The 19,627-nt window shown below is 69.3% G+C and carries 17 protein-coding genes; 10 read left to right on the top strand and 7 right to left on the bottom strand.

All coding sequences use genetic code 11. The annotated features are described in order from the left end of the window. Nucleotides 1-95 precede the first annotated feature (95 nt). Entirely contained in the window at nucleotides 96-1,691 is a 1,596-nt protein-coding gene (locus tag BHS09_RS03315; RefSeq protein WP_140787138.1) for a sensor histidine kinase, read from the top strand. A 154-nt stretch (nucleotides 1,692-1,845) separates the two neighbouring features. Continuing rightward, nucleotides 1,846-2,013 carry a hypothetical protein gene (locus BHS09_RS38725; protein WP_162520980.1) on the top strand — a complete coding sequence of 56 codons (168 nt, stop codon included), beginning with the start codon at nucleotides 1,846-1,848 and terminating at the stop codon, nucleotides 2,011-2,013. Between the two features lie 13 nt (nucleotides 2,014-2,026). Here the strand turns inward: BHS09_RS38725 and BHS09_RS03310 are convergent, their stop codons facing one another. Then, nucleotides 2,027-2,539: a TspO/MBR family protein gene (locus BHS09_RS03310; protein ID WP_237080170.1), complete on the bottom strand. Its 513-nt coding sequence runs from the start codon at nucleotides 2,537-2,539 to the stop codon at nucleotides 2,027-2,029. A gap of 159 nt (nucleotides 2,540-2,698) precedes the next feature. Between BHS09_RS03310 and BHS09_RS03305 the strand changes: the two genes are divergently transcribed. After that, nucleotides 2,699-3,253 carry a DUF924 family protein gene (locus BHS09_RS03305; protein ID WP_140797133.1) on the top strand — a complete coding sequence of 185 codons (555 nt, stop codon included), beginning with the start codon at nucleotides 2,699-2,701 and terminating at the stop codon, nucleotides 3,251-3,253. A 3-nt stretch (nucleotides 3,254-3,256) separates the two neighbouring features. On the opposite strand, the gene BHS09_RS03300 is transcribed toward BHS09_RS03305, so the two are convergent. Together BHS09_RS03300 and BHS09_RS03295 are read right to left on the bottom strand one after the other, a co-directional pair. Beyond that, the gene (locus BHS09_RS03300; RefSeq protein ID WP_140797132.1) at nucleotides 3,257-4,030 is read right to left on the bottom strand and encodes a ferritin-like domain-containing protein; all 774 of its coding nucleotides are present in this window, start codon (nucleotides 4,028-4,030) and stop codon (nucleotides 3,257-3,259) included. A gap of 1 nt (nucleotide 4,031) precedes the next feature. After that, a complete protein-coding gene (locus BHS09_RS03295; protein ID WP_140787130.1) occupies nucleotides 4,032-5,237 on the bottom strand; it encodes a hypothetical protein in 1,206 nt (401 codons plus the stop codon). A gap of 269 nt (nucleotides 5,238-5,506) precedes the next feature. On the opposite strand from BHS09_RS03295, the gene BHS09_RS03290 reads away from it, so the two are divergent. The 3 genes from BHS09_RS03290 to BHS09_RS03280 are packed head-to-tail and all read left to right on the top strand — an operon-like array spanning nucleotide 5,507 to nucleotide 9,449. Then, entirely contained in the window at nucleotides 5,507-7,861 is a 2,355-nt protein-coding gene (locus BHS09_RS03290; RefSeq protein WP_140787128.1) for a CHASE2 domain-containing protein, read from the top strand. A 26-nt stretch (nucleotides 7,862-7,887) separates the two neighbouring features. Continuing rightward, nucleotides 7,888-8,466 carry an SH3 domain-containing protein gene (locus tag BHS09_RS03285; protein ID WP_174258630.1) on the top strand — a complete coding sequence of 193 codons (579 nt, stop codon included), beginning with the start codon at nucleotides 7,888-7,890 and terminating at the stop codon, nucleotides 8,464-8,466. Beyond that, entirely contained in the window at nucleotides 8,463-9,449 is a 987-nt protein-coding gene (locus BHS09_RS03280) for a M48 family metalloprotease (protein ID WP_140797131.1), read from the top strand. The genes BHS09_RS03285 and BHS09_RS03280 overlap by 4 nt, the downstream gene beginning before the upstream one ends. Before the next feature lie 10 nt (nucleotides 9,450-9,459). Here BHS09_RS03280 and BHS09_RS03275 read toward each other — a convergent pair whose 3' ends face one another. The 3 genes from BHS09_RS03275 to BHS09_RS03265 are packed head-to-tail and all read right to left on the bottom strand — an operon-like array spanning nucleotide 9,460 to nucleotide 13,950. Then, nucleotides 9,460-10,716 (bottom strand): extensin-like protein, encoded by a 1,257-nt coding sequence (locus tag BHS09_RS03275; RefSeq protein WP_140797130.1) that lies wholly within the window; start codon nucleotides 10,714-10,716, stop codon nucleotides 9,460-9,462. 5 nt (nucleotides 10,717-10,721) lie between these two features. After that, nucleotides 10,722-11,681: a ParA family protein gene (locus tag BHS09_RS03270; protein WP_140787120.1), complete on the bottom strand. Its 960-nt coding sequence runs from the start codon at nucleotides 11,679-11,681 to the stop codon at nucleotides 10,722-10,724. Between the two features lie 40 nt (nucleotides 11,682-11,721). Beyond that, a complete protein-coding gene (locus BHS09_RS03265; RefSeq protein WP_140797129.1) occupies nucleotides 11,722-13,950 on the bottom strand; it encodes a HEAT repeat domain-containing protein in 2,229 nt (742 codons plus the stop codon). Between the two features lie 421 nt (nucleotides 13,951-14,371). Here BHS09_RS03265 and BHS09_RS03260 point away from each other — a divergent pair, with 421 nt between their 5' ends. The 4 genes from BHS09_RS03260 to BHS09_RS03245 all read left to right on the top strand — a co-directional run bounded on the left by BHS09_RS03260 (nucleotide 14,372) and on the right by BHS09_RS03245 (nucleotide 17,924). Continuing rightward, entirely contained in the window at nucleotides 14,372-14,731 is a 360-nt protein-coding gene (locus BHS09_RS03260; protein ID WP_026114223.1) for a helix-turn-helix transcriptional regulator, read from the top strand. A gap of 145 nt (nucleotides 14,732-14,876) precedes the next feature. Continuing rightward, nucleotides 14,877-15,776 (top strand): fatty acid desaturase family protein, encoded by a 900-nt coding sequence (locus BHS09_RS03255; RefSeq protein WP_174258629.1) that lies wholly within the window; start codon nucleotides 14,877-14,879, stop codon nucleotides 15,774-15,776. A gap of 80 nt (nucleotides 15,777-15,856) precedes the next feature. Continuing rightward, a complete protein-coding gene (locus tag BHS09_RS03250; protein WP_140787112.1) occupies nucleotides 15,857-16,630 on the top strand; it encodes a helix-turn-helix transcriptional regulator in 774 nt (257 codons plus the stop codon). A gap of 283 nt (nucleotides 16,631-16,913) precedes the next feature. Continuing rightward, on the top strand, nucleotides 16,914-17,924 hold the full coding sequence (locus BHS09_RS03245; protein ID WP_140797127.1) for a hypothetical protein: 1,011 nt from the start codon (nucleotides 16,914-16,916) through the stop codon (nucleotides 17,922-17,924). Between the two features lie 271 nt (nucleotides 17,925-18,195). Here BHS09_RS03245 and BHS09_RS03230 read toward each other — a convergent pair whose 3' ends face one another. Then, on the bottom strand, nucleotides 18,196-19,527 hold the full coding sequence (locus BHS09_RS03230) for a sensor histidine kinase (protein WP_140797126.1): 1,332 nt from the start codon (nucleotides 19,525-19,527) through the stop codon (nucleotides 18,196-18,198). Nucleotides 19,528-19,627: the final 100 nt, after the last annotated feature.

Genomic DNA, 19,627 nt, shown 5'->3' with positions numbered 1-19,627 from the left:
CATCGACGTGGGAGACGCGGGCTGTGCCTCCAATGCCTACTTGTATGGAAAGGGACACGCCCTCCGCATTTCGCGTCGAGGCGTTTCGAGCTCCCATGTCCCGGGACGCTGGCAACGACGGCCAGCGGATTTCCGAGGAGAGCATGGCCTCATGCATCGACGAGCTCAGCGCGTGGCTGGATGCCGCCGTGGACCCTTTCGTGGCCTGCGACGCCGGTGAGAACGTCTGCTTCCTCAACGCCGCGGCAGAGCGCCTGCTGGGATGGACGCAGGCAGAGCTCATCGGCCAGCCGGCGTCCCGGCTCTTTCCCCAGCGGCTGCACCGCCATGAAGGCGAGAGCCTGCTGCGCCACCTGCTCTCCCGGCGGACCACGCTCGGGGGGCGCGCGACCCGGGTGCTCGCGCGTCGCAAGGACGGCGCTGAAATCATGGTGGAGCTGACGGTGGGCGCCTCCGGCAAGGGCCACGATGAGCGCATCGTCCTCAACTTCCGCCGCCTGCACGAGGTCGTCGACATCCTGGCAGAGCCCGTGGAGCGCGCGCTGCACGGACGCGAGTCGGAGAGCGTTCCTGGCGACGCGCTCTTCCGCATCGTCGTGGAGCACGCGCCCCTGGGCATCATCTACTTCGACCGGAGCGCCATCGTCATCGCGTGCAACGAGCTGTTCGTGAGCATCATCGGCTCGCCCAAGCGCTTGTTGGTGGGCCTCAACCTCCTGTCGCTCCGGGATGAGGGCATCCTCCACTGCGTCCGGGAGACGCTGGCGGGACATACCTGCGACTACGAAGGTGAGTACCGCGCCATCACCTCCGGCAAGAAGACGCCGGTCCACATCCGCTTCGCCCCCTACATCAACGCGGCCGGAAAGGTGGAGGGCGGCATTGGCATCGTCGAGGACATCTCCGAGCGCCGCCGCGCGGAGAGCGAGCGCGAGCGCCTGTACCGTGAAGCCCAGGAGGCCATCCGCGTGCGCGACGACTTCCTGTCCATCGCCTCGCACGAGCTGAAGACACCCCTCACCCCGCTGAGCCTCCGGCTGGCCACGCTGGAGCGCCGGCTGGCGCGTGGCGAGCTCGTGGAGTCCTCCACCTTGCGTCAGGCGCGCCTGTACCTTTTGCGCATCACCAGCCTCATCAACGACTTGCTGGATTCCTCACGCATCGAGGCAGGACGACTGGCCCTTCACCGGGAGGCCACCCGGCTGGAAGGACTGGTGGAGCACGTCCTCCACGAGCTCGAGCCCCAGCGCGGCAACCACACCGTGCGGTTCGACGCGCCCGAGCAGCCCGTGCAGGTGAACGTGGACCCCTTCCGGATGGAGCAGGTGCTCGCCAATCTGGTGGAGAACGCGTTCAAGTACAGCCCGAATGGAGGCACCGTGCGCGTGAGCTTGCGCCAGCGCGGCGGGCTGGCGCTCCTGTCTGTCTCCGACGAAGGCATCGGCATCCCTCCGGACCAGCAGAAGCTGCTCTTCGACCGGTACTTCCGGGCGCGCAACGCCTCTGCCCATTCCTTCGGTGGACTGGGGCTGGGGCTCTACATCAGCCGGGACATCGTCGAGCGCCACGGCGGGCGCATCTGGGTGGAGAGCGAGCCAGGCCATGGCTCCACCTTCCACGTCGCCCTGCCGTTGATGGCGGGCGCTCCCGCGCAGCCGAACGTCGAGGAACCCGGACAGCTCATCCACTGAAACTCCGCCACCCCGCCTTCCGCAAAAATGACAGGTGTGGGTGTCTTCCATTGGCCAAGAGGCCGGGGGAAGCGCCTGGATTCGCACGCTTCCAGCGCTGGCATGGCGGCTGCTCTATCGAAAGGCGGAGGATGCACTTCGAGGGAGGATGACCATGACGACCGACACGCCTGCTTGGACTCGTGACAACGAAGGCTGGCTCGTCCGCGTGAAGGTGGGCGGACGCATCCAGGAGGTGCGCTGCACCACGGAGAGCCAGGCCCGCTACTTCGCCACCGTGCTTGCGATGAACCCGCCCCAGCCGTCGAAGCTGCGCAACTAGGGCGGGAGGTGGCTCAGGGGTTGAGGCGGACGATTTCGGCGTTGAGCACGTTGGCGAAGCCCACCCAGCCCAGGTACGGCACCACCATCCAGGCCGCGGGGCGGTCCACGTCCTTGGTGACGGCGACATACGCCGTCACGCTGCCCAGCAGCGCCAGGTTGTCCGCCAGGGCGCGGCGAGGCTGGTGTCTGCCGAAGAAGAGCCAGGACCAGGCGGCGTTGCATCCCATCTGGATGCCCCACCAGGCCAGGGCCTGGGAGCGGGCCGCGCCCGCGGGCGCCGTCCATACACGCCAACCCGAAAGGGCGATGAGGCCATACAGCACCGTCCACACCGGGCCGAAGACCTTCGGTGGGGGCTGGAACGAGGGCTTGCGCAGACGCCGGTACCAGCGCGTGTCCGCCGAGCTGACGCGAGCGCCCAGGGCCGCCGCGCCAAACGTCAGGGCGCCGAAGACGCCCAGCGCCACCACGGACTCCTTGCGCAGCGTGGGGTTGAGCGCCGTGCGCCGCACCGGGTCAGGCATGTTTCGTGTCGTCGGCTCCAGCGTCCAGTCCATCCGCGTCCTCCCTTGGCGGAGCACCCGCCAGTGTCGGGTGGAAGGTGGTACCGGAGCCTCCCAGCCGCCACCCCGGCTGGCGCCGGTGTACAAGGTGGCTTCCCCTCGTTGACGAAGAGGCGTCTCATGGTGAGCGCAGAGGAAATCCTGGGCTTCTGGTTCGGGCAGCCACGCGAGCGGTGGTTCCTGCGGGACGAAGCCTTTGATGATGAATGCCGGCGCCGCTTCCTGCCCGCCGTCGAGCGCGCCGCCGAGGGCGAGCTGGACGACTGGCGGGACGAGCCTCGCAGCTGCGTGGCCCTGCTCCTGCTGTTGGACCAGTTCCCGCGCAATCTCTTCCGCGGCACGCCCCAGGCTTTCGCCGCGGACGCGCGGGCGCGCGAGGTGGCCCGGCATGGATTGGCGCGCGGCCTGGACATGACCCTGCCGCCGCTGTGGCGGTGGTTCATGTACCTGCCCTTCGAGCACAGCGAGTCCGTCAACGACCAACGGCTGTCAGTGGCCCTCTTCGAGGTGCTCGCGCTGTATCACGCGGACAGCCGGGAAGCGCTCGACTACGCCCGGCAACACCGGGACGTCATCCAGCGCTTCGGCCGCTTCCCGCATCGCAACGTGACGCTGGGCCGCCCGACGACTCCGGAGGAATCCGTCTTCCTCCAGGAGCCGGGCTCGGCGTTCTGAGCGTTACACCCGCGGCTGCGTGCCCGCGCGCTCCTCGCGGGCAGGCGCCCCGCGCGCCTCCACGCTCACGCCCGCGGCCAGCCAGCCACGCACCCAGAGGAGGTGCTGCCCTTCCGAATCCAGCGCGAGCTGGAAGCGGTCCGCCAGCGTGTCATGGCCCAGGTCGCGGGCCAGCTCGATGAGCATCTCCCAGCAGGCGTTGTCCGTCAGCTCCGCCACCAGCAGCGCTTCCAATGACTGGCGCAGGTTGGCTCGCGGGTCCGAGATGAGCAGTGGGAGCCCCTGGGACACCACCGCCGTGACGTCCGCGCTGGGCGTCATCGCCGTGGGGTCGGCGCCCAGTGACTTCAGGGCCTCGGTGAGCATGAGGAAGTGGGACAGCTCGTCGTTGTAGATTTTCTCCAGGCCCTCACGCGTGGGCCCACCTTCCCAGCTGCCGTAGACGTCGAACTTGGCGAGCGCGCCCTCGTAGAGCCGGGTGCCGCTGCGCTCGAAGGCCAGCCGTTCTCCCAACTTGTCGATGAAGACGGTGGGCTTGGAGCCCTTGAGCGCCTCCACCGCCGTCTTCGCCACGCCCTTGAGGCTGGTCGGCGGCGGCACGCTGCCCAGGCCTTCGGATTCCCGCGCGTAGATTTTCCGGACCTGGAGGAGGAGCGAGCCGTCTCCGAGGTGGCTGGGCTGATGCTTCTGCGCTTCCTGGGTGATGTCCGCGCTGTCGATGGGCGAGGTGGCCACGCCCGTCCGGTTGCGCCCCATGTCGCTGGTGGTCGTCTTCATGTCAGTGAACCTTCTTTCCCTCGAACGTGGAGCCCATGCGCGGCGTGCGCGAGGCGAGCTCCGTGCCCGGAATCCATTTGTAGCCAGCGGCCACTGTCTCGGACGGGGAGCCGTCGGAGTTGAGCTGGTCGCGCCAGATGTACGAGCGGTGGTCGCGCGGCAGGTCCGCCATCCGCACGTAGTCCTGTCCGTTGGAGGCCATGTCCTCCTCTTGATTCAGTGTCTTGCGAACGAAGTCGCGGTGTTCCTTGAAGCCGATGGGCTCCGGCAGCGTGCTGGGGAGCACCTCCGCCGCGTCACGCCTCTCCACGTTCTGGAAGATTTCCTTCACGTAGTGGAGTTGTCCCAGCTCGTAGTCCAGGAAGCGCTGCCAGATCTCCTTGATGCGCGGGTTCTTCTCGAAGGCGACGCACGAGTAGAAGTTGTAGACCTCGCAGGCCTCGTGCATCAGCCACTTCTCCAGCATGGATTCGCCCGGGTCCAGCAGCGACTCGTACATGGAGGTGTGCTGCTCCTCGATGGAGGCAATCTCCGCGTAGAGCTGGCGGGCCACCGGGTCACTGAAGAACGGGCCGACCGTCATGTAGTAGTCGTGCGTCTGGTTCTCCGCCGCGGTGATGCTCATCGCGTGAAGCTTCGTCAGCGGGTGCGCCGTGCGCTTGTCGTAGGGACGGCGCAGGTCATCCAGCGGATGGCGATGCTCCACGGAGGTAGGCCGTCCAGGGATGATGTCCGTGTACGACTGGGTGATGTTGTTGGGGTCCTTGCCCTCGATGCGGTCATAGAGCGCGGAATAGCGATACAGGTGGTCGAAGTCCTCGAGCAGACCGAACCGGTACGTCTGGGCCAGGTAGGGGTCCGGCTCGCGCAGGGCCACGCTGGCCGTCACCTCGATGGCCACCTGCTCAAATCCAAGGGTGGTCTCCAGCGGCGTCTGGTCGGGAGGGTTGAGCCAGTTGATGAGCGTCTGCTCGTACTGCTCCAACCGGCGAATCAACGCCAGCGGCTCCCTCAGCTCTCGATTCATGCGCGCGAAGGCATGCTTGGTCCGGAGCGCGTCCGCCATGATGCCGTTCATGTAGATGACACACACCCGGGTGAAGGCGTCGTCATCCAGCTTGCTGTAGGGGCGCCGGACCAGGTCCTTCCAGGTGAAGACCTGCTTGTCGAGCGGGACGCCTTTTTCTTGGAGGATATCCAGGGCCACGTCTGACTCCTTGAATGCGGAAATCCGTGTCGAACTGAGTGCAAAGGTCCGGACGGCACCGACATGTGGCAAACGGTCCACGGGTTTCCGGAAGAGTGACGTCAGAGGCTCCAGTGGCCCGCCTGGATGCCTGCTTGGGCACCCTCTGAAATCTCGGGTTTCTCCGTGACTACACGGCCGGCACACCCAGACATGCGAGGTGACTGCCCTCGCACCTGCCGCTGGGGTAGTGTCCACTCCAGCACGCTTCGCAAGAGGGGGACGGGGACGTGGCAGGCGAGCGCTGGAAAACGGTCCGTTCACGGTGGCAGAACCACTGGCGGCTGATGCTGGGCGTGGCGGTGCTGGCCACCACGCTGGCCGCCGTCTGCCTTCACTTCGACGCGAAGCTGGGCGGCCTGCTGGAAGAAGCGGAGCGCTCCGCGTACGACACCGTCGTCACGCGCTTCACCGAGCGGCGCGCGGTGTCATCCCAGGTGGTGCTGGTCACCATCGACCAGCCGAGCCTGGAGCGCATCCGCGCCAACGAACAGTACGCGCTCAACTTCGGAAGCTGGCCCTACAGCCGCAACCTCTGGGCACGCGTGGTGGAACAGCTGGAAGCCGAGGGTGCTCGGGCCATCGTGTTCGACGCCGTCATGGACGAGCGCGGCACCGACGAGTCCATGGACCTGGCCTTCGCGCAGGTGCTCCAGGAGACGACCATCCCCTTCTACCTGGGGGTCTCCACCCACGCGAACGCGCCACGGCTGCCCCCCGCTGACTTCGGCGCGGCGGTGGTGGTGGACGGCCCCTCTCAGGAGGAGGACACCTTCCCGGAGGAAGCCGGCGCGGAGACGTTCGAGGACGGCGCCCCGGAGGCCGCTCTTCCCTCGGCTTCTCCCGAGCAGCTTGCCCGGGCCATCGCGTTTCCGGTGCGCGCGAACGGCCGGATGCTGCCCGTGCTGGATTACGCGACGTCCTCGGGGGAGCGGCTTCCCAGCCACCCGGTGCCGCCCATTCCCGTGCTGGTGGGGGCGGTGGATGGCTTCGGGCTGGTGGAGCCGGAGTCGGACGCCGACGGCTTCATGCGCCGCACGCGCTTCGTCTATTCGGATGGTCCCAATGCCTTCGCGACGCTGCCGGTGCGCGTGGCCGCGGGCCTGCTGGGCGCCAGCGCCATCGAGTTCTCCGGGCGCACGCTGCGCCTGGGCTCGCGCAGCTACGCCGTGGATGCGGATGGCAGCGCGGGCATCGACTTCGGCGGGCAGCTGCATGACCGCTTCACGAGCGTTCCGCTCATCTCCGTACTCGACGCGTGGGTGCACCGGGGCCAGGGCCAACCCACGGGGCTGCCGCCGGACGTCTTCCGCGGCAAGGTGGTCGTCATTGGCGGCAACGCGGTGGGCCTCAACGACGTCAAGGCCACGTCCTTCTCGTCGCACGAGCCCGGCGTGGTGAAACAGGCGGCGGTGCTGGACACGCTCCTGGGCAACGGCCGCTTCATCACCCGCGCGCCGCTGGGGGTGAGTCTGGCGCTCGTCTTCGCGGTGGCCTTCGTGTCGGTGGTGCTGCTGATGACGGCGCGCTGGACGCCGCTGGAGATTGCGTGGCCGCTGGGGCTCTACGCCGGCATGAGCTGGGTGACGGGCCCCGCCCTTGGACTGACGAACACCTACGTGCTCACCGCCCTGCCCGCGATGGCGGGCGTGCTGGCCAGCGTCAGCGCGGTGGCCTTCAACCACCTGGTGGCCAACGAGGAGACGGCTTTCATCCGGCAGGCCTTCAGCCGCTTCATGGAGCCCAAGCTGGTGGAGCAGATGATTGCCCAGCGCGAGCTGCCTCGGCTGGATGGAGAGAATGTCGAAATCACCGCCTTCTTCAGCGACATCCGGGGCTTCTCCACCTTCAGCGAGCGCTTCAAGGATGACCCGCGCAACCTGGTGCGCCTGCTCAATACGTATCTGACCCGGGTGAGCGCGGCGCTGCTGAAGGAAGGTGGGTGCCTGGACAAGTACATCGGTGACGCCGTGGTGTGTCTCTTCGGCGCGCCGATGCGACAGGCCGACCACGCGCTGCGCGGCTGCAAGGGCGCGCTCGCGGCGAAGGCGGCGGTGGACCGGCTGCGCGACGAGTTCCGCGCCCAGGGGCTGCCGGACATGTACACACGCATCGGCGTGAACACCGCGGTCAACTTCGTGGGCAATTTCGGCAGCGAGCAGCTCTTCAGCTACACCGCGATTGGCGACGGGATGAACCTGGCCGCGCGGCTGGAGGGCGCGAACAAGGCCTATGGCTCCGTCATCATGATTGGCCCGCGCACGTACGAACTGGCGCGCGAGCACATCGAGGTGCGGGAGCTGGACCGGGTGCGCGTGGCGGGCAAGACGGAGGCCGTCACCGTGTACGAATTGCTCGCGCTCAAGGGCGGGCTGGACGCGCGCAAGCGGGAGACGGTGGCGCGCTATCACGCGGCGCTGACGCTCTACCGCGCGGCGCGGTTCGAGGAAGCAGCAGCGGTGCTGGAAGCGCGCCGCGCGGAGGACCCGGAGGACGGGCCCACGCAGGCGTTGCTGGAGCGCTGTCAGCGATATGTGAAGGCGCCGCCGCCGGACTTCGACGGCGTGGCGAACCTGGACAAGTGAGCGGTGCGGAAAGGAGTCGGGGAGACATGGGGATGAAGACGCGGGTGACGTGGACCACCGCCCTGCTGGCGCTGGCGATTCCAACAGGGGCGTCGGCCGTGAAGGTCGGCGAGCCGCTGTACGTGAAGGCGAAGAACACACGCGTGCAGGCGAGCCCGTCCGGTTCGGACAACGCCGTGGCGGTGCTCCAGCCCGGAGAGCAGGTGACGTGGGGCGGCGCGGATGCGAAGCACAAGCAGTGGCACCGGGTGACCACGGCCACCGGGAAGAAGGGCTTCGTGTTCCAGACGAACCTGTCCACCACGCCGCCCAACATGGAGCTGGTGACGGACGGCGGAGGCAAGCAGCAGGTGGACCCGAAGAAGTTCGTCGCCAGTGGCGCCGCGGTGAAAGCGCTCAGCCCCGGCGCGGAGCAGTACGGCAAGGACAAGGGCGGCGACCACGGCAAGGCCGTGCGGGACATCAAGGCGCTGGAGACGCTGGCGAAGTCCGTCTCCACGGCGGACATCGCCGCGCACGTGACGGCGGCGGGGCTCTTCCCGGTGGTGGGCGCCAGCGACACGGTCGCGAAGGCCGGGACGAACAAGCGGAGCGGCAACCGATGATGCGAACGGGCTGGAAGGTGCTCGCGCTGGTGGGCCTGGGCGCGGCGACGGCGTCCTGCAAGGGCTTCAATGCGTCCTCGCTCACCCGGGGTGAGAACATCCTGGGGAAGCTGAGCGCCGCGTCCGAGGAAGCCAAGACGTGCAAGAAGCTGCGCGCCGCCCCCAGCGTCCAGGAGGAGTACGCCCTGGGCGGAGCGCTGGCCATCAACTTCGTGCGACGGGGTGACGGGCTGCTGCTGGACGGCCCCAACGACGCGCTCCACCGCTACGTCAACGTCGTGGGGAAGAACCTGGCGGCGCAATCCGCGCGGCCCACGCTCGAGTGGACCTTCGGCGTGCTCCAGGACACGTCCCAGTTCAACGCGATGTCCGCGCCCGGTGGCTACGTCTTCGTCACCCGGAAGCTGCTCCAGGGACTGGAGAACGAAGGCCAGCTGGCCGGCGTGCTGGCGCACGAAATCGCCCACGTCACGCTCAAGCACGCCATCCACCAGTACGGCGACGCGAAAGTGAAGACGTGCGAGCTGGTCACCTACGGCGAGGCCGTGCTCTCCCCCACCGCGGTGAAGGTGCTCTCCGCGGGCCGCCATGGCGACGGGACGTTGGACCTGGACAAGGACCCGGGCCTGTTGGGCCACCTGAGCGAGAAGACCATCGACCTCATCGACAAGGGCAACGCCAAGGAGCAGGAGCTGGAGGCGGACCGGATCGCCGTCGAGCTGATGCTCTCCGCGGGCTACACGCCGGATGACTACCTCGCCCTGCTGGCCAAAACGAAGGACGGAGGCAGCACCTTCGCCAACCACCCGGGAAAGGACGAGCGCCGGCGCAACATCCTCGCGCACGTCCAGGCGCTGAAACAGCCGGCTGGCGCCTTCAGTGGACTGGCCACCGAAGGGCTCCGCTCGCCGCCGCTCAGCCCCGCCTTCGCCGCCGTGCGCGCTGGGAACAACGCACGCGGCGTGGCGAAGGACGGGAAGTAGCCGGGAGGCTTCAGCGCACCGTGGCCTGACTCAGGGCCCGGTGCACCGACTCCAGGGCCTTGCGCGCCTCGAGCAGCTCGGCGCGCTCGGCGGTGAGCGAGGCCACCTGCTGGGCCAGCACGTCACGCTCCCCTTGGAGCGCTTCCACCGTGCGGTGCAGCGACGTGGACTCGTCCTTGGCGGACTCCAACTCACCGGCGAGCCGCTCCTCCTCGGCCAGGCTGTCCACCAGGGACTGCTTGCCGCGGGCGACCTCTTCTTCCAGGGCCTCGCGCTCCTTGGCAGCGGCCTGGAGCGCCTGCCGCGTCTCCTGGAGCGACAGCAGCGCCTCGTCGCGCTCGCCCTCCAGCGCGGACAGCTCGCGCTCCAGGTCGGCCAGCAGCTTCACCCGGCCCTCCATCTCCGAGGACAGGCGGCGCGCCTCGTCCATGCGCAGGCGGGCCTCTTCCGTGGCCTTCTCCGCCTGACGGCGCGACACCTCCAGGTCCTGCGTGAGGGAGAGGTTGAGCGCCTTCACCTTCACCAGCTCCGCCTGGAGGTGGGTGATGCGCTCAACGGCGCGCTGACCCGCCTCCGCAACGGTGGCGGGCAACGGCTCCGGGCGCGGATTCTCCCGCACCGCCTTGAGCCGGGCCTTCAGTCGCTCACGGCGGGCCGAGGAGTCCTGCCCGTCCTCGCGCGGCGGGGCCGGCCGCTGCACCTCCACCTCGGTGGGCGGCGCTTCGACACGGGCCACCGGCTCCGCGACGGTGGCGGTGACGTGCGGCATGGACACGGGAGCCGAGGCCTGCGTCATGGGGTGCGCCTCCGGAGGAGGACTGACGGCGTCGAAGTGCAGCGCCGGAGGCGGCGCGGCGAAGGTGACGGGCCCGGCGGACGGCTCGGTGTCGAGCAGCGCTTCGGCCTCCGGCGGGGCCCCGTACGTCACGGGCACATCGGCGACCGCTTCGGGCTCCGGCGGGGGCTCCTCGTAGACGGGCGCCTCGTCCTGCTCGGGCGCGGCGTAGGCGACAGTGTCCTGCTCGAGTTCAGGCTCGCGCAGGGCGGCGTCCATGGCCTGGGCGGCGCTGGGGCGCGGGGTGCGGGCGCGCTCGATGCGGGCGCGCACCTCGGCGGAGAGGTCGGGGGCCTCGGCGACGGGCGCGGGTGCCGCTTCGGCCTCGGGCTCGGGAGGCGGGGGCTCGACGGGGTCGACGAGGCCCGTCAGCGCGCCCAGGCGGAGGCGCGGCTTGGCGCGGGACACGTTCTGTTCAAAGGCTTTCTTCATGGTTCTCAGCCGGCCTGCTGGGTGCCCTTCGTCTGGGCGGCGGCTGCCGCGGCCACCAGCCGGGGCAGGATGTTGTCAATCATGGCCTGGATGTCGTTGGCCCCCTTGGACGAGGGGTCCGCGACGAACACCGGCCGACCCTCGCTGGAGGCCTGCGCGAACTTGGTGCACTGCCGGATGATGGTGGGCAGCAGGAACTCCGGATAGTGCGTCTGGAGCGCCTCCAGCGCCTCCTTCGCCAGCTTGAAGGTGGCGTTGAAGGAGTTGACCACGATGAAGACGTGGTCGAGCACGTGGTTCAGGTCCTCCTCCAGGCTCTGCACCGTTTCGAACAGCAGCTTGAGGCCGTGGAAGGACAGGAAGTCCGCGAGCACGGGGACGAACAAGTCGTTCGCCGCCATCAGCGCGTTGAGGTTGAGCAGGCCGAAGGACGGCGGCGCATCGAAGACGACGACGTCGTACTGGGCCTCCACGTCCTTGAGGGCGTTGCGCAGCTTGAACTCGCGGCCGGCCATGGGCATCAGCGCGAGGTCCACCGTGGACATGGTCAGGTTGGAGGGGACGAAGTCCAGGTTGGGCAGCGAGGACTTCTGGATGACCTTGGCCAGGGGGGTCTTGCGGACGAGGACGTCCAGGAGCGTCTTCTCGAAGTCCTCGCCTTCGTAGCCCAGGCACTTGGTGGCGTGGCCCTGACTGTCGAGGTCGATGAGGAGCACCGCGTAGCCCAGCTCCGCCAGGCGCCAGGCGTAGGACGTGGACAGCGACGTCTTGCCAGTGCCGCCCTTGAAGTTCAGGAAGAGCTGGCGGCGGTGGCCCAGCCGCGCCGGGAAACGGTCGAGCGTGGTGCGCAGTTCCCAGATGTCGTCCGGCGTGTAGGCGTCCTTCCGCGATTCCTCCGGAATCTGCTTCGGGGACACGCCGAGCATCTCGGCGACCTGCTTGGAGCTGTACGTCGGCGCTTCCATGGACGACCCTTCGAAAGACGTGCGGGACGGCTACCTTGCCTCAAGCGGCGAAGTATTTGTGCCCCCTTCGAATCACCGCTCCCCGGGCGGACAACAGGGTGAGCGCCTCCTGGGCAAGCTCCGAGGGCGCCGAGAGCGCGACCGCCAGCTCGACGAGCGAGCGGCCTCGGACGGCGACGCGGACTTCGGCCAGCATCTGCGTGCAGAGGGCTTCCACCGGCGACGCACTGGGGCGCGCGGGGGCCGGGCGGGATGGCTCCGCGGCGGCAGCGGGAACACGCGGCGCGGGGGCGGCCTGCCCGGGCACCGCGCCCATGGCCACCAAGGCTGCTTGGACAGGGGACAGGCGAGCGGCTGGGGCGCGCGGAGCCTGCGCGGGACTGGAATTGCTTGGGGTGGCCTGCGGAGCTGGCGCGGGCGGACGCTGCACGGGGGCGGCGGTCTGTTGCGTGGGCGGACGCTGCACCGGAGTGGCGGCCTGCGGAGCTGGCGTGGGCGGATGCGGTACGGGAGCGGCCTGCTGCGAGGAGGGACGCTGCACCGGTGTAGTGACCGGCGAACCTGACGCGGGCGGACGCTGTACAGAGGCGGCAGCCTGTTGCGCGGGTGGATGCTGTGCGGAGGCGGCAGCCTGCGGAGCCGACGCGGGCGGACGCTGCACCGGAGTGGCGGCCTGCGGAGTCGGCACGGAAGAACGCTGCGCGGGGGATGCGGTCTGCGGAGTCGGCGCGGGCGTCGGAGCCACCGGGCTCACTCGCACCTGCGCAAGTCCCGCCGGAGCGGTACCTGCTCCCTGCGCGAGCCCGACCGTAACCGCCTGCCGATTCGCGGCCCCCAAGGCGGCGACCGCGTAGGCGGGCTGCTCGACCGCCGCCACCGGCGCCTGAACCACCGCGGCAACAGCCACTGCCGGCGCGACCGCCTGCACCGAAGCCACCACCGGACGAGGCTGCTCCAGCCGCGCCCGCACGGGCTTCACGGGCAACGTCGCCAGCCGGCGAATCTCCCGGCGGCGGTGCGTCTCGTCCAGGTCCACCACCGACGACACGTCCTGCCCCAGGATGCGCGACAGACTCTGCGCGGCGGCCTTGCGAACGCGCTGCTCACGGTCACCCAAGGCGCCCAGCAGCAGCGTGCGCGCGTTCTCCCCAGCGCCAGCTCCGAGCGCCAGCGCGGCCAGCGCGCGCGCCTCCGGATCCGCGTCGTGGATGGCCTCCTCGCCCAGCCGCCGCGCCGTCTCCCCTTCCAGGCCCAGCGCCAGCAGCGACGCGCGGCGGCGCACCGAACGGTCCGGGTCCTTCATCGCCTGCGCCAGATGCGGCGCCGCGTCCTTCGGCGCCAGCGTCAGGAGCGCCTTGAGCGCCGCGATGCGCACCTCCGGCACCGGCGACGCGAGCAGCGGCGACACCACCGACGCGCCCTCTTCCTGGCACAGCGACGCGAACGCCTGGAGCAGCGCCACCTGCGCCGTCGGATCCGTCTCAGCATGCAGCGCCGACGCCAGCGCGGGCGCGGCGGCCGGCTGTGACAGCGCCTTCAATCGCTCCGCGGCACGCACTCGGGCCGCGCCATCCTGCGCGGACAACTCGCGGACGGAGAACCCGAACAAGGTCTCATCCGTCGTCCCGCCGAAACCCGCGTGCGAGGACAGCTCCGCGTGCTGCGCCGCGCTCACGCCCAACCGTCCCGCCTGCAGGAAGCGCTGCGCCTCACGCGCCACAGGAGACAGGCCGTCGCCCTCGATGACAACGGCCACGGGCGGCTCGCTCACCGGCGCCGGCGTCACGGGAACACTGGCCGCCGTCTCACGCAGCGGCACCGAAGAGCGCCGCGTGGGGACCACCAGCCCGCGGGCCACCGGACCTGCCTCACCGCGAAGCAACACCTCGCTGCGAAGCTGGGAGATGAACGACGCCAGGTCGAGCCCCAGGTCATCGTCCTCGTCGTCGCGCTCCTGGGCGGTGGCGCGGATGCGCCCCACGTCCAGCAGCTTGTCCATCATCTGGTTCCGCTCGCCGCGCAGGGCCTGGTTGAGCCGGGCCAGTTCCTCGCGTTCGGCCTGGAGCCGACCCACGCGGACCTCCAGCTCGGCGACTTCACGGCGCAGGCCCAGCTCGCGCTGATGCGTCTCCGCTACCTCGCGCTTGAGGTGCTCCATCTCATCGCGCGTCGAAGCCAGCTCGCTGTGGAGCTGTTGGGCACGCGCCTCGAAGTAGACGATCTTTTCGAGTGCGCTCTTGAGCAGCGCGTCCGGACGCTCGTCGCTCACGACCTCAACAGCCTCCCCGCGAGGCACGCGGCGCGGCCTGCGGATCCGAGTCACCGGGGGTTTGCACCGGATTCCCGGTACCTACCGGGGGGCCCACCCTACGTCAGACGTCCTCACTTCGTAAACCACGGAAACACCAGGGCTTTTTTCAACGCGTCCCGGGCCGTCATTGACAACGCCGCGCAGGCCGAATTTTCGGCTTCCGCGCGCTCGAGGGGGCCGCAGGAGACACATCCGTCTCAAGGGGTTGAAGCGCTCGATTCCGGACGCTCCAGCAGGCCCTCCCGGAAGCCCCGGAATGTCAGACCCCACTCGTAATCTGTGTTCCACGAGGCAGCCAACGGCCGTCACTTCTCCCCGGAGCCTCTCCGCCTGGATGCGGGGGGACGAAGCCCTCTTTTCGACAGGTTTTCAGCACGCCATGGAACAACGACTGGCAACCCTCATTGGAAACGCGGTCCGCGCGGCGCGACAACGGCTGGAGCTGACCCAGGCCGACGTGGCCGAGCGCGTTGGCATCGCCACCGAGGTGTATGGCCGCCTGGAACGCGGCCACATGCTCCCCAGCGTCCGCACGTTGCGCAAGCTGTGCCTGGTGCTCAACTGCTCCTCGGACGTGCTCTTGGGAATGGCGGGTGTGGAGGGCGCGCCCACGCTGGCGGAGGACCCGCCGGAATACCGTGAGCGCCCGGAAGTCCGCCGGCTGCTGCGCACGGTGCGCAAGCTGGACGCACCGCGTCTGCGCCTGCTCGGGCAGGTGGCGAACGCGCTCGAGACGTAGCGATACAGCGGGGACCCGGCCGGGGCGGTGAAGACCCTGGCTGGGACCTGAAGGGTGGTGAGGGGCCGGACGGATTGCGCCCTGGCGCAAGCGCTTGGCGCGTGGAGTGAAGCAGCCGCTGCTGGGGGGGCGTACTGAATGCTTCATGACCCCCGCCCGCCCCCCGCCCCCTTCAGCCGACCTGCCGCAGCTCGCGGTTCATGCGTTGTGGTGGGGGTGGTTCCCAGCCTTCATCTTGAGCTGGGACGCGCTTCCCTGGGTGGGGCGGCTGGCCATGTGCGTGCTGGGCTGGGCCATCTGCTTCTGGAACTACGCCGTCCTGCACAACCACATGCACGTGTCCATCGCCCGGCCTCCGCTGGCGCACTGGGTGGTGTCCCGTGCACTGGGCATGGCGTGTGGGTTCCCCTACCGGGGCTACTTCATCCACCACTTCAACCACCACCGGTACGATGACGGCCCGGGTGACTGGGGCCGCCGCCGTCCCGGCGAGCGCGTCTTCCGCTACTGCCTGCGCTCGGCGCTGACACCGTGGCTGTGGCCCTACGAGACGCTGGGTCAGGTCTGGCAGTGGGCGAAGAAGAAGAACCAGCGGCTGGAGCTGGCGGTGGACTTCCTGGTGGTGGACGGCGCGCTGCTGGCGCTCATCGTGTGGAAGCCCGCGCTGGGCCTGGCCTGGTGGGGGGTGCTGCTGGTGACGCAGTTCTGCATCCACTGGCTCAACCTGGCGGCCCACTTCGAAACGGACTCCGAGCAGAAGGACGCCCTGGGGACCACGTCCTACTCCGCCTTCTACAACCGGTGGTTCTTCAACGCGGGCTACCACCAGGCCCACCATTTGAAGCCGCAGGTGCCCTGGTACGAGCTTCCGGCCCTCACCGAGGAGCTCGCTCGGACGTCCAGGCTCCGTCCAGAGCTGACTACTGGGCTCTCCCCCATCAATCCGTTGTGGGTGGCCCGGGTGGCGAAGCGCTATTCTGCCAAGCCGTGCGATCGGCAGACGGAGTCGAAGATTACCTCCGGGACCCCCACGGCCGTTACCTAGTCGGGGAGGGCTTCCTCCACTGGTACGCCTCGGCGGACCTGTGCGGCTTCGTCCTCTGGGGACGTCCCGGAGAGGCGGAGGTGCGTCGGCTCGTCCAGGTGCTGGACGTGGAGCTGGCCCCCGCCAAGCCCCATGCCTCGCTGGTGGACGCGCGCCGGCTGGAGGCCGCGGACCCCATGGCCTTTGCCGCCCTGGTCAAATACATGCAGCCTCGCGAGAAGGACTTCAGCACCTCCGTGCTGAAACAGGCGCTGGTGCGGCCCGAAGGCGTGGTGGGCGCGGTGGTGGGCGGCTTCTACACGCTGCTGTCCGGGGCCTATCCCAGCCGGGCCTTCACCGCTCCCGACACCGCCCTCCAGTGGTTGGGGCAGCCAGAGGCCGAAGCCGCGGCGCTGCTGGCGGAGCTCAACGGACTGGTCGCGGAGGCCACCGGCCAGTCGCCCCTGCTGCGTGAGCTGCACCAGGTGATGCGGGGCCGGCTGCCGGAAGTGAACCTGTCGGACGTGGCCCGGGAGATGGGCATGTCCGAACGGACGCTGCAACGCCGGCTGAAGGAGGCCAGCACGTCCTTCCAGGCGGAGCTCAACGCGGTGCAGGTGCGCATGGCGCAGTCGCTGCTGCGCGAGTCGAACATGAAGCTCACGGCGGTCGCCGTGGAAGTGGGCTGCGCCTCGCTCCAGCACTTCAGCAGCCTCTTCCGCAAACTGGTGGGCGAGTCCCCCAGCGCGTGGCGGGACCGGCAGAAACGGCCGCAGGGCAACGGCGCGCCACTACCCGCCGAGGCCCTGGTGGAGGAAGTGGCCGGAGCGCCCGGCAAGGGCCCCGTCGCGGCCACGTCCGAAGTCCCCGAGTAGTCACGCCCTGGAGCCGGGAAGCCGCTGGCTCCCGGCAATCCCTATTCCAAAACGTTGTCAGGCAGGACCGCGCGATTCAGCGGGTGACGCGCAAGTCTTTGACACCTCGTGGGTGCGATACCTGGCGCTCGGGACTCCGTGAGTTCCGACTCTCAGCGGACTTTCAGACTGATTCCCGTACCTCATGGCGATTTGACAATAATTATCAACAAACACTACAAAAACAAGGAACGCGACGCCCACCCCACCGGCGCTTCCACCGCTGGCCTCGGAGCTGCCTCCCTTGACGCCCGGTCAATTACAGACAGCGCTGACGGACGCGATTCATCTGGCGCGGCAGGTGGACCTGCGCCGGTGCGAGCAGGAGGAGTCCCCGCGACTCTTGCAGGAATCCGTGCCGGCGCTGCGCAACGCCGTCCTCGAGGGGGCCCAGGCGCTGGGCGCCGTTCGCGCCCATTACGAAGAGGATGAGGACCCGCCGGGACTCGGGGCCGACACCGGGCGGCAGCGCATCGCGGACCTGGCCTTCATGGCGCGCCTGGACCTGGGCGAACGGCTGGAGCGGCTGGGGGCGATGACGGCCTCCGAGGCGCCCTGGAACATCATCGCCACGTGTGGCAGCGCCCGGCGCCGCCTCTTCAAGTGCGCCGCCGCGGTGGAGCGCGCGTTGTGCGCGCATGAGGGGCTGACGCCCCGGCTCGAAGGACTCCTCACCCAGGAGCTGGAGCGGTCGCTGAAGGTGCGTCAGGCCTACGTGCTGTTCCGCCGGGGGCTGCTCACGCGCGCGGAGCCCACGGCGCCGTGGCTGGCGCCCGTGCTGCGCCGGGCCGCGGTGTGCTTCTCCGAGCTGACGGGCCGGGAAATCTACGAGGACCTGCGCATCGAGGACCGCACCGAGCTGCGGCGGCTCCAGGCGGCGGTGCTGGACTGGCTGCGCGGGCAGGATGGCCATGACGCCGTGTCCGGCCGGAGGCTGTGGCAGGACATCGCGGTGTTCGCCGAGTTGCTCACGCAGGTGAGCCTCCGCCCCGAGCTGCGCGAGCACGACCAGGCGCTGCTGGGCTCACTCCTGCTCAGCCTGGAGCTGGACCCTTCGCTGAGCGCCGAGCGGCTGGCGGAACTCGCCCATCCCTTGCTGGGCGTGGACGACGTGCTGGACGACTGCATCGAGAATCCCACCGCCGTGGAGCGCGCGGAGTGGCGGGAGACACTGGAGCGGCTCGCCACGAGCCTCCTGGGCGAACACGGCGCGGTGCCTCCTCCCGAGGAGGAAGCCCTGGCCGCCGCCCGCTGAAAGCCGTCCCCCCCGGCATCGAGAAAGGAGCGCAGCGCCGTGATTCAAGCCAGGAACCTGGGCGCCGGCCATGGCCCTCGCGCGGTGCTGGCGAAGCGCTCCTTCGATTTGCCCTGGCGCGCATGGTGGCCGACCACGTGCTGCTCATCGATGACGGGATGCTCGTGGACCAGGCCTCGCCCCGGGACTTCTTCGACGAGCCCGGGCTCCGTCGCCACGAAGGCTGAAGGTCCAGCGCGACATGCGTCGCCGTCACACGGCGCCGCTCGCTTCAGACGGGCGCGGGCATCGGCGCTGGCTGCAAATCGAGGACGAAGCGGGTGCCACCGTCGGGATGATTCTCCGCCGACAACGTTCCCCCGACGCTCTCCACCTGGTCGCGGCACACCGACAGCGCCAGCCCCGCGGCCTTGGCGCGAGGAACGGCGGAGAAGGGCTCGAAGAGACGAGGAAGCATGGACTCGGGGATGCCCTCGCCATTGTCCTCCACCTCCAGCCGCACGCCATCCTGGAACGTCCGCGCGCGAAGGATGATGCGGCCCGGGCGCCGAGGTCGCGCGTCATCCGCGGCCTGGGCCGCGTTGAGGAGCAGCTTCACCAGCACCTCCACCAGCCGCCCCAGGCCCATGCGCACGCGGGGCAGGTCTGGCGGCACGTCCTCCACGACTTCGCTCAGGCCACGCAGCTCCGCGGACGCCAGCCAACGCGCCTTCGCCAGGGCCTCCGCCACCACGCAGGCCTCTTCGTCCTGGGCATTGGCGCGGGAGAAGTCGCGCAACTCCGTGACGATTTGCTGGATGCGCAGCACCCCCTGCTGCGTCTCGTCCACCACACGGCGCAGGTCCTCCACGTCCGGCGACGGCTCGCGTAGCTCCTCGTCCAGGTAGCCCAGGTTGGACTTCACATAGGACAGCGGGTTGTTCACCTGGTGCGCCACGCCCGCGGCCAGCTGCCCCACCAGCGCCAGCCGCTCCATCTCCGCGCGGTGCAGGTCCACCTGGGCGCGCAGCCGTTCGCTCTCCGCCAGGCGCTCCAGCGCCACCACCCGCTCCTCGTCCGCTTCCCGCTCCGCGTCCCTCAACCGGCGGAACGTCTGCGAGCCGAGCACGGACACCCACGCCACGAACGCGAAGGACAGGCCCTGCGACACCGCCACCTGCAGCGACGCGCCCGAGGTCCAGCACGTCACCCACATGGATACCAACGTGAGCGCGCTGGCCAGCTGCGTGGGACGGCGGTGCCCCGGCGTGAAGACACAGATGATGAGCGGCACCGCGTACAGCGAGGGGAAGAAGGGGCTGTAGATGCCCCCCGTGAAGTGGATGTCCAGCGTGAGCCCCACCAGGCTGACGACGGCGGCGGCCAGGCCGCTGGTGCGAGGCGACAGCCACCGGGCTCCCACCGCCACGCCCAGGAAGATGAAGGCGGCACACCAGCCCAGGTGGACCCAGAGCATCTGCGTGACGACCTGCCCCAGCGTCAGCGGCTGCATCACGAGCGACAGCGCGAGCCCCGCGGCGCACAGGAGGAAGTTGCGGCGCCGCAGCTCGAGTTGCGACTCCAACTCGGGGGGTGAGGTGGCGGAGAGGGTGGCCGGGCGCAAGGGGGGCTTCCTGATGCGGGACGAGAAGCGCGCGAGTAACGGCGGAACGGTACAGCGGAAGGGCTGCGATTTCAGCCCGAGTCCCGGACGCCTGCCAGCC

This window comes from Myxococcus xanthus (assembly GCF_006402735.1).
GTDB classification, from domain to species: domain Bacteria; phylum Myxococcota; class Myxococcia; order Myxococcales; family Myxococcaceae; genus Myxococcus; species Myxococcus xanthus_A.
Note: the sequence above shows the minus strand (reverse complement) of the source record. Positions and strands in the feature narration are given on the sequence as shown.

Coding starts and splice junctions, on each gene's coding strand:
- BHS09_RS03270 (WP_140787120.1), bottom strand. CDS start 11,681: ATGGAAGCGCCGACGTACAGCTCCAAGCAGGTCGCCGAGATGCTCGGC.
- BHS09_RS03315 (WP_140787138.1), top strand. CDS start 96: ATGTCCCGGGACGCTGGCAACGACGGCCAGCGGATTTCCGAGGAGAGC.
- BHS09_RS03255 (WP_174258629.1), top strand. CDS start 14,877: ATGACCCCCGCCCGCCCCCCGCCCCCTTCAGCCGACCTGCCGCAGCTC.
- BHS09_RS03275 (WP_140797130.1), bottom strand. CDS start 10,716: ATGAAGAAAGCCTTTGAACAGAACGTGTCCCGCGCCAAGCCGCGCCTC.
- BHS09_RS03260 (WP_026114223.1), top strand. CDS start 14,372: ATGGAACAACGACTGGCAACCCTCATTGGAAACGCGGTCCGCGCGGCG.
- BHS09_RS38725 (WP_162520980.1), top strand. CDS start 1,846: ATGACGACCGACACGCCTGCTTGGACTCGTGACAACGAAGGCTGGCTC.
- BHS09_RS03305 (WP_140797133.1), top strand. CDS start 2,699: ATGGTGAGCGCAGAGGAAATCCTGGGCTTCTGGTTCGGGCAGCCACGC.
- BHS09_RS03285 (WP_174258630.1), top strand. CDS start 7,888: ATGGGGATGAAGACGCGGGTGACGTGGACCACCGCCCTGCTGGCGCTG.
- BHS09_RS03310 (WP_237080170.1), bottom strand. CDS start 2,539: ATGCCTGACCCGGTGCGGCGCACGGCGCTCAACCCCACGCTGCGCAAG.
- BHS09_RS03300 (WP_140797132.1), bottom strand. CDS start 4,030: ATGAAGACGACCACCAGCGACATGGGGCGCAACCGGACGGGCGTGGCC.
- BHS09_RS03280 (WP_140797131.1), top strand. CDS start 8,463: ATGATGCGAACGGGCTGGAAGGTGCTCGCGCTGGTGGGCCTGGGCGCG.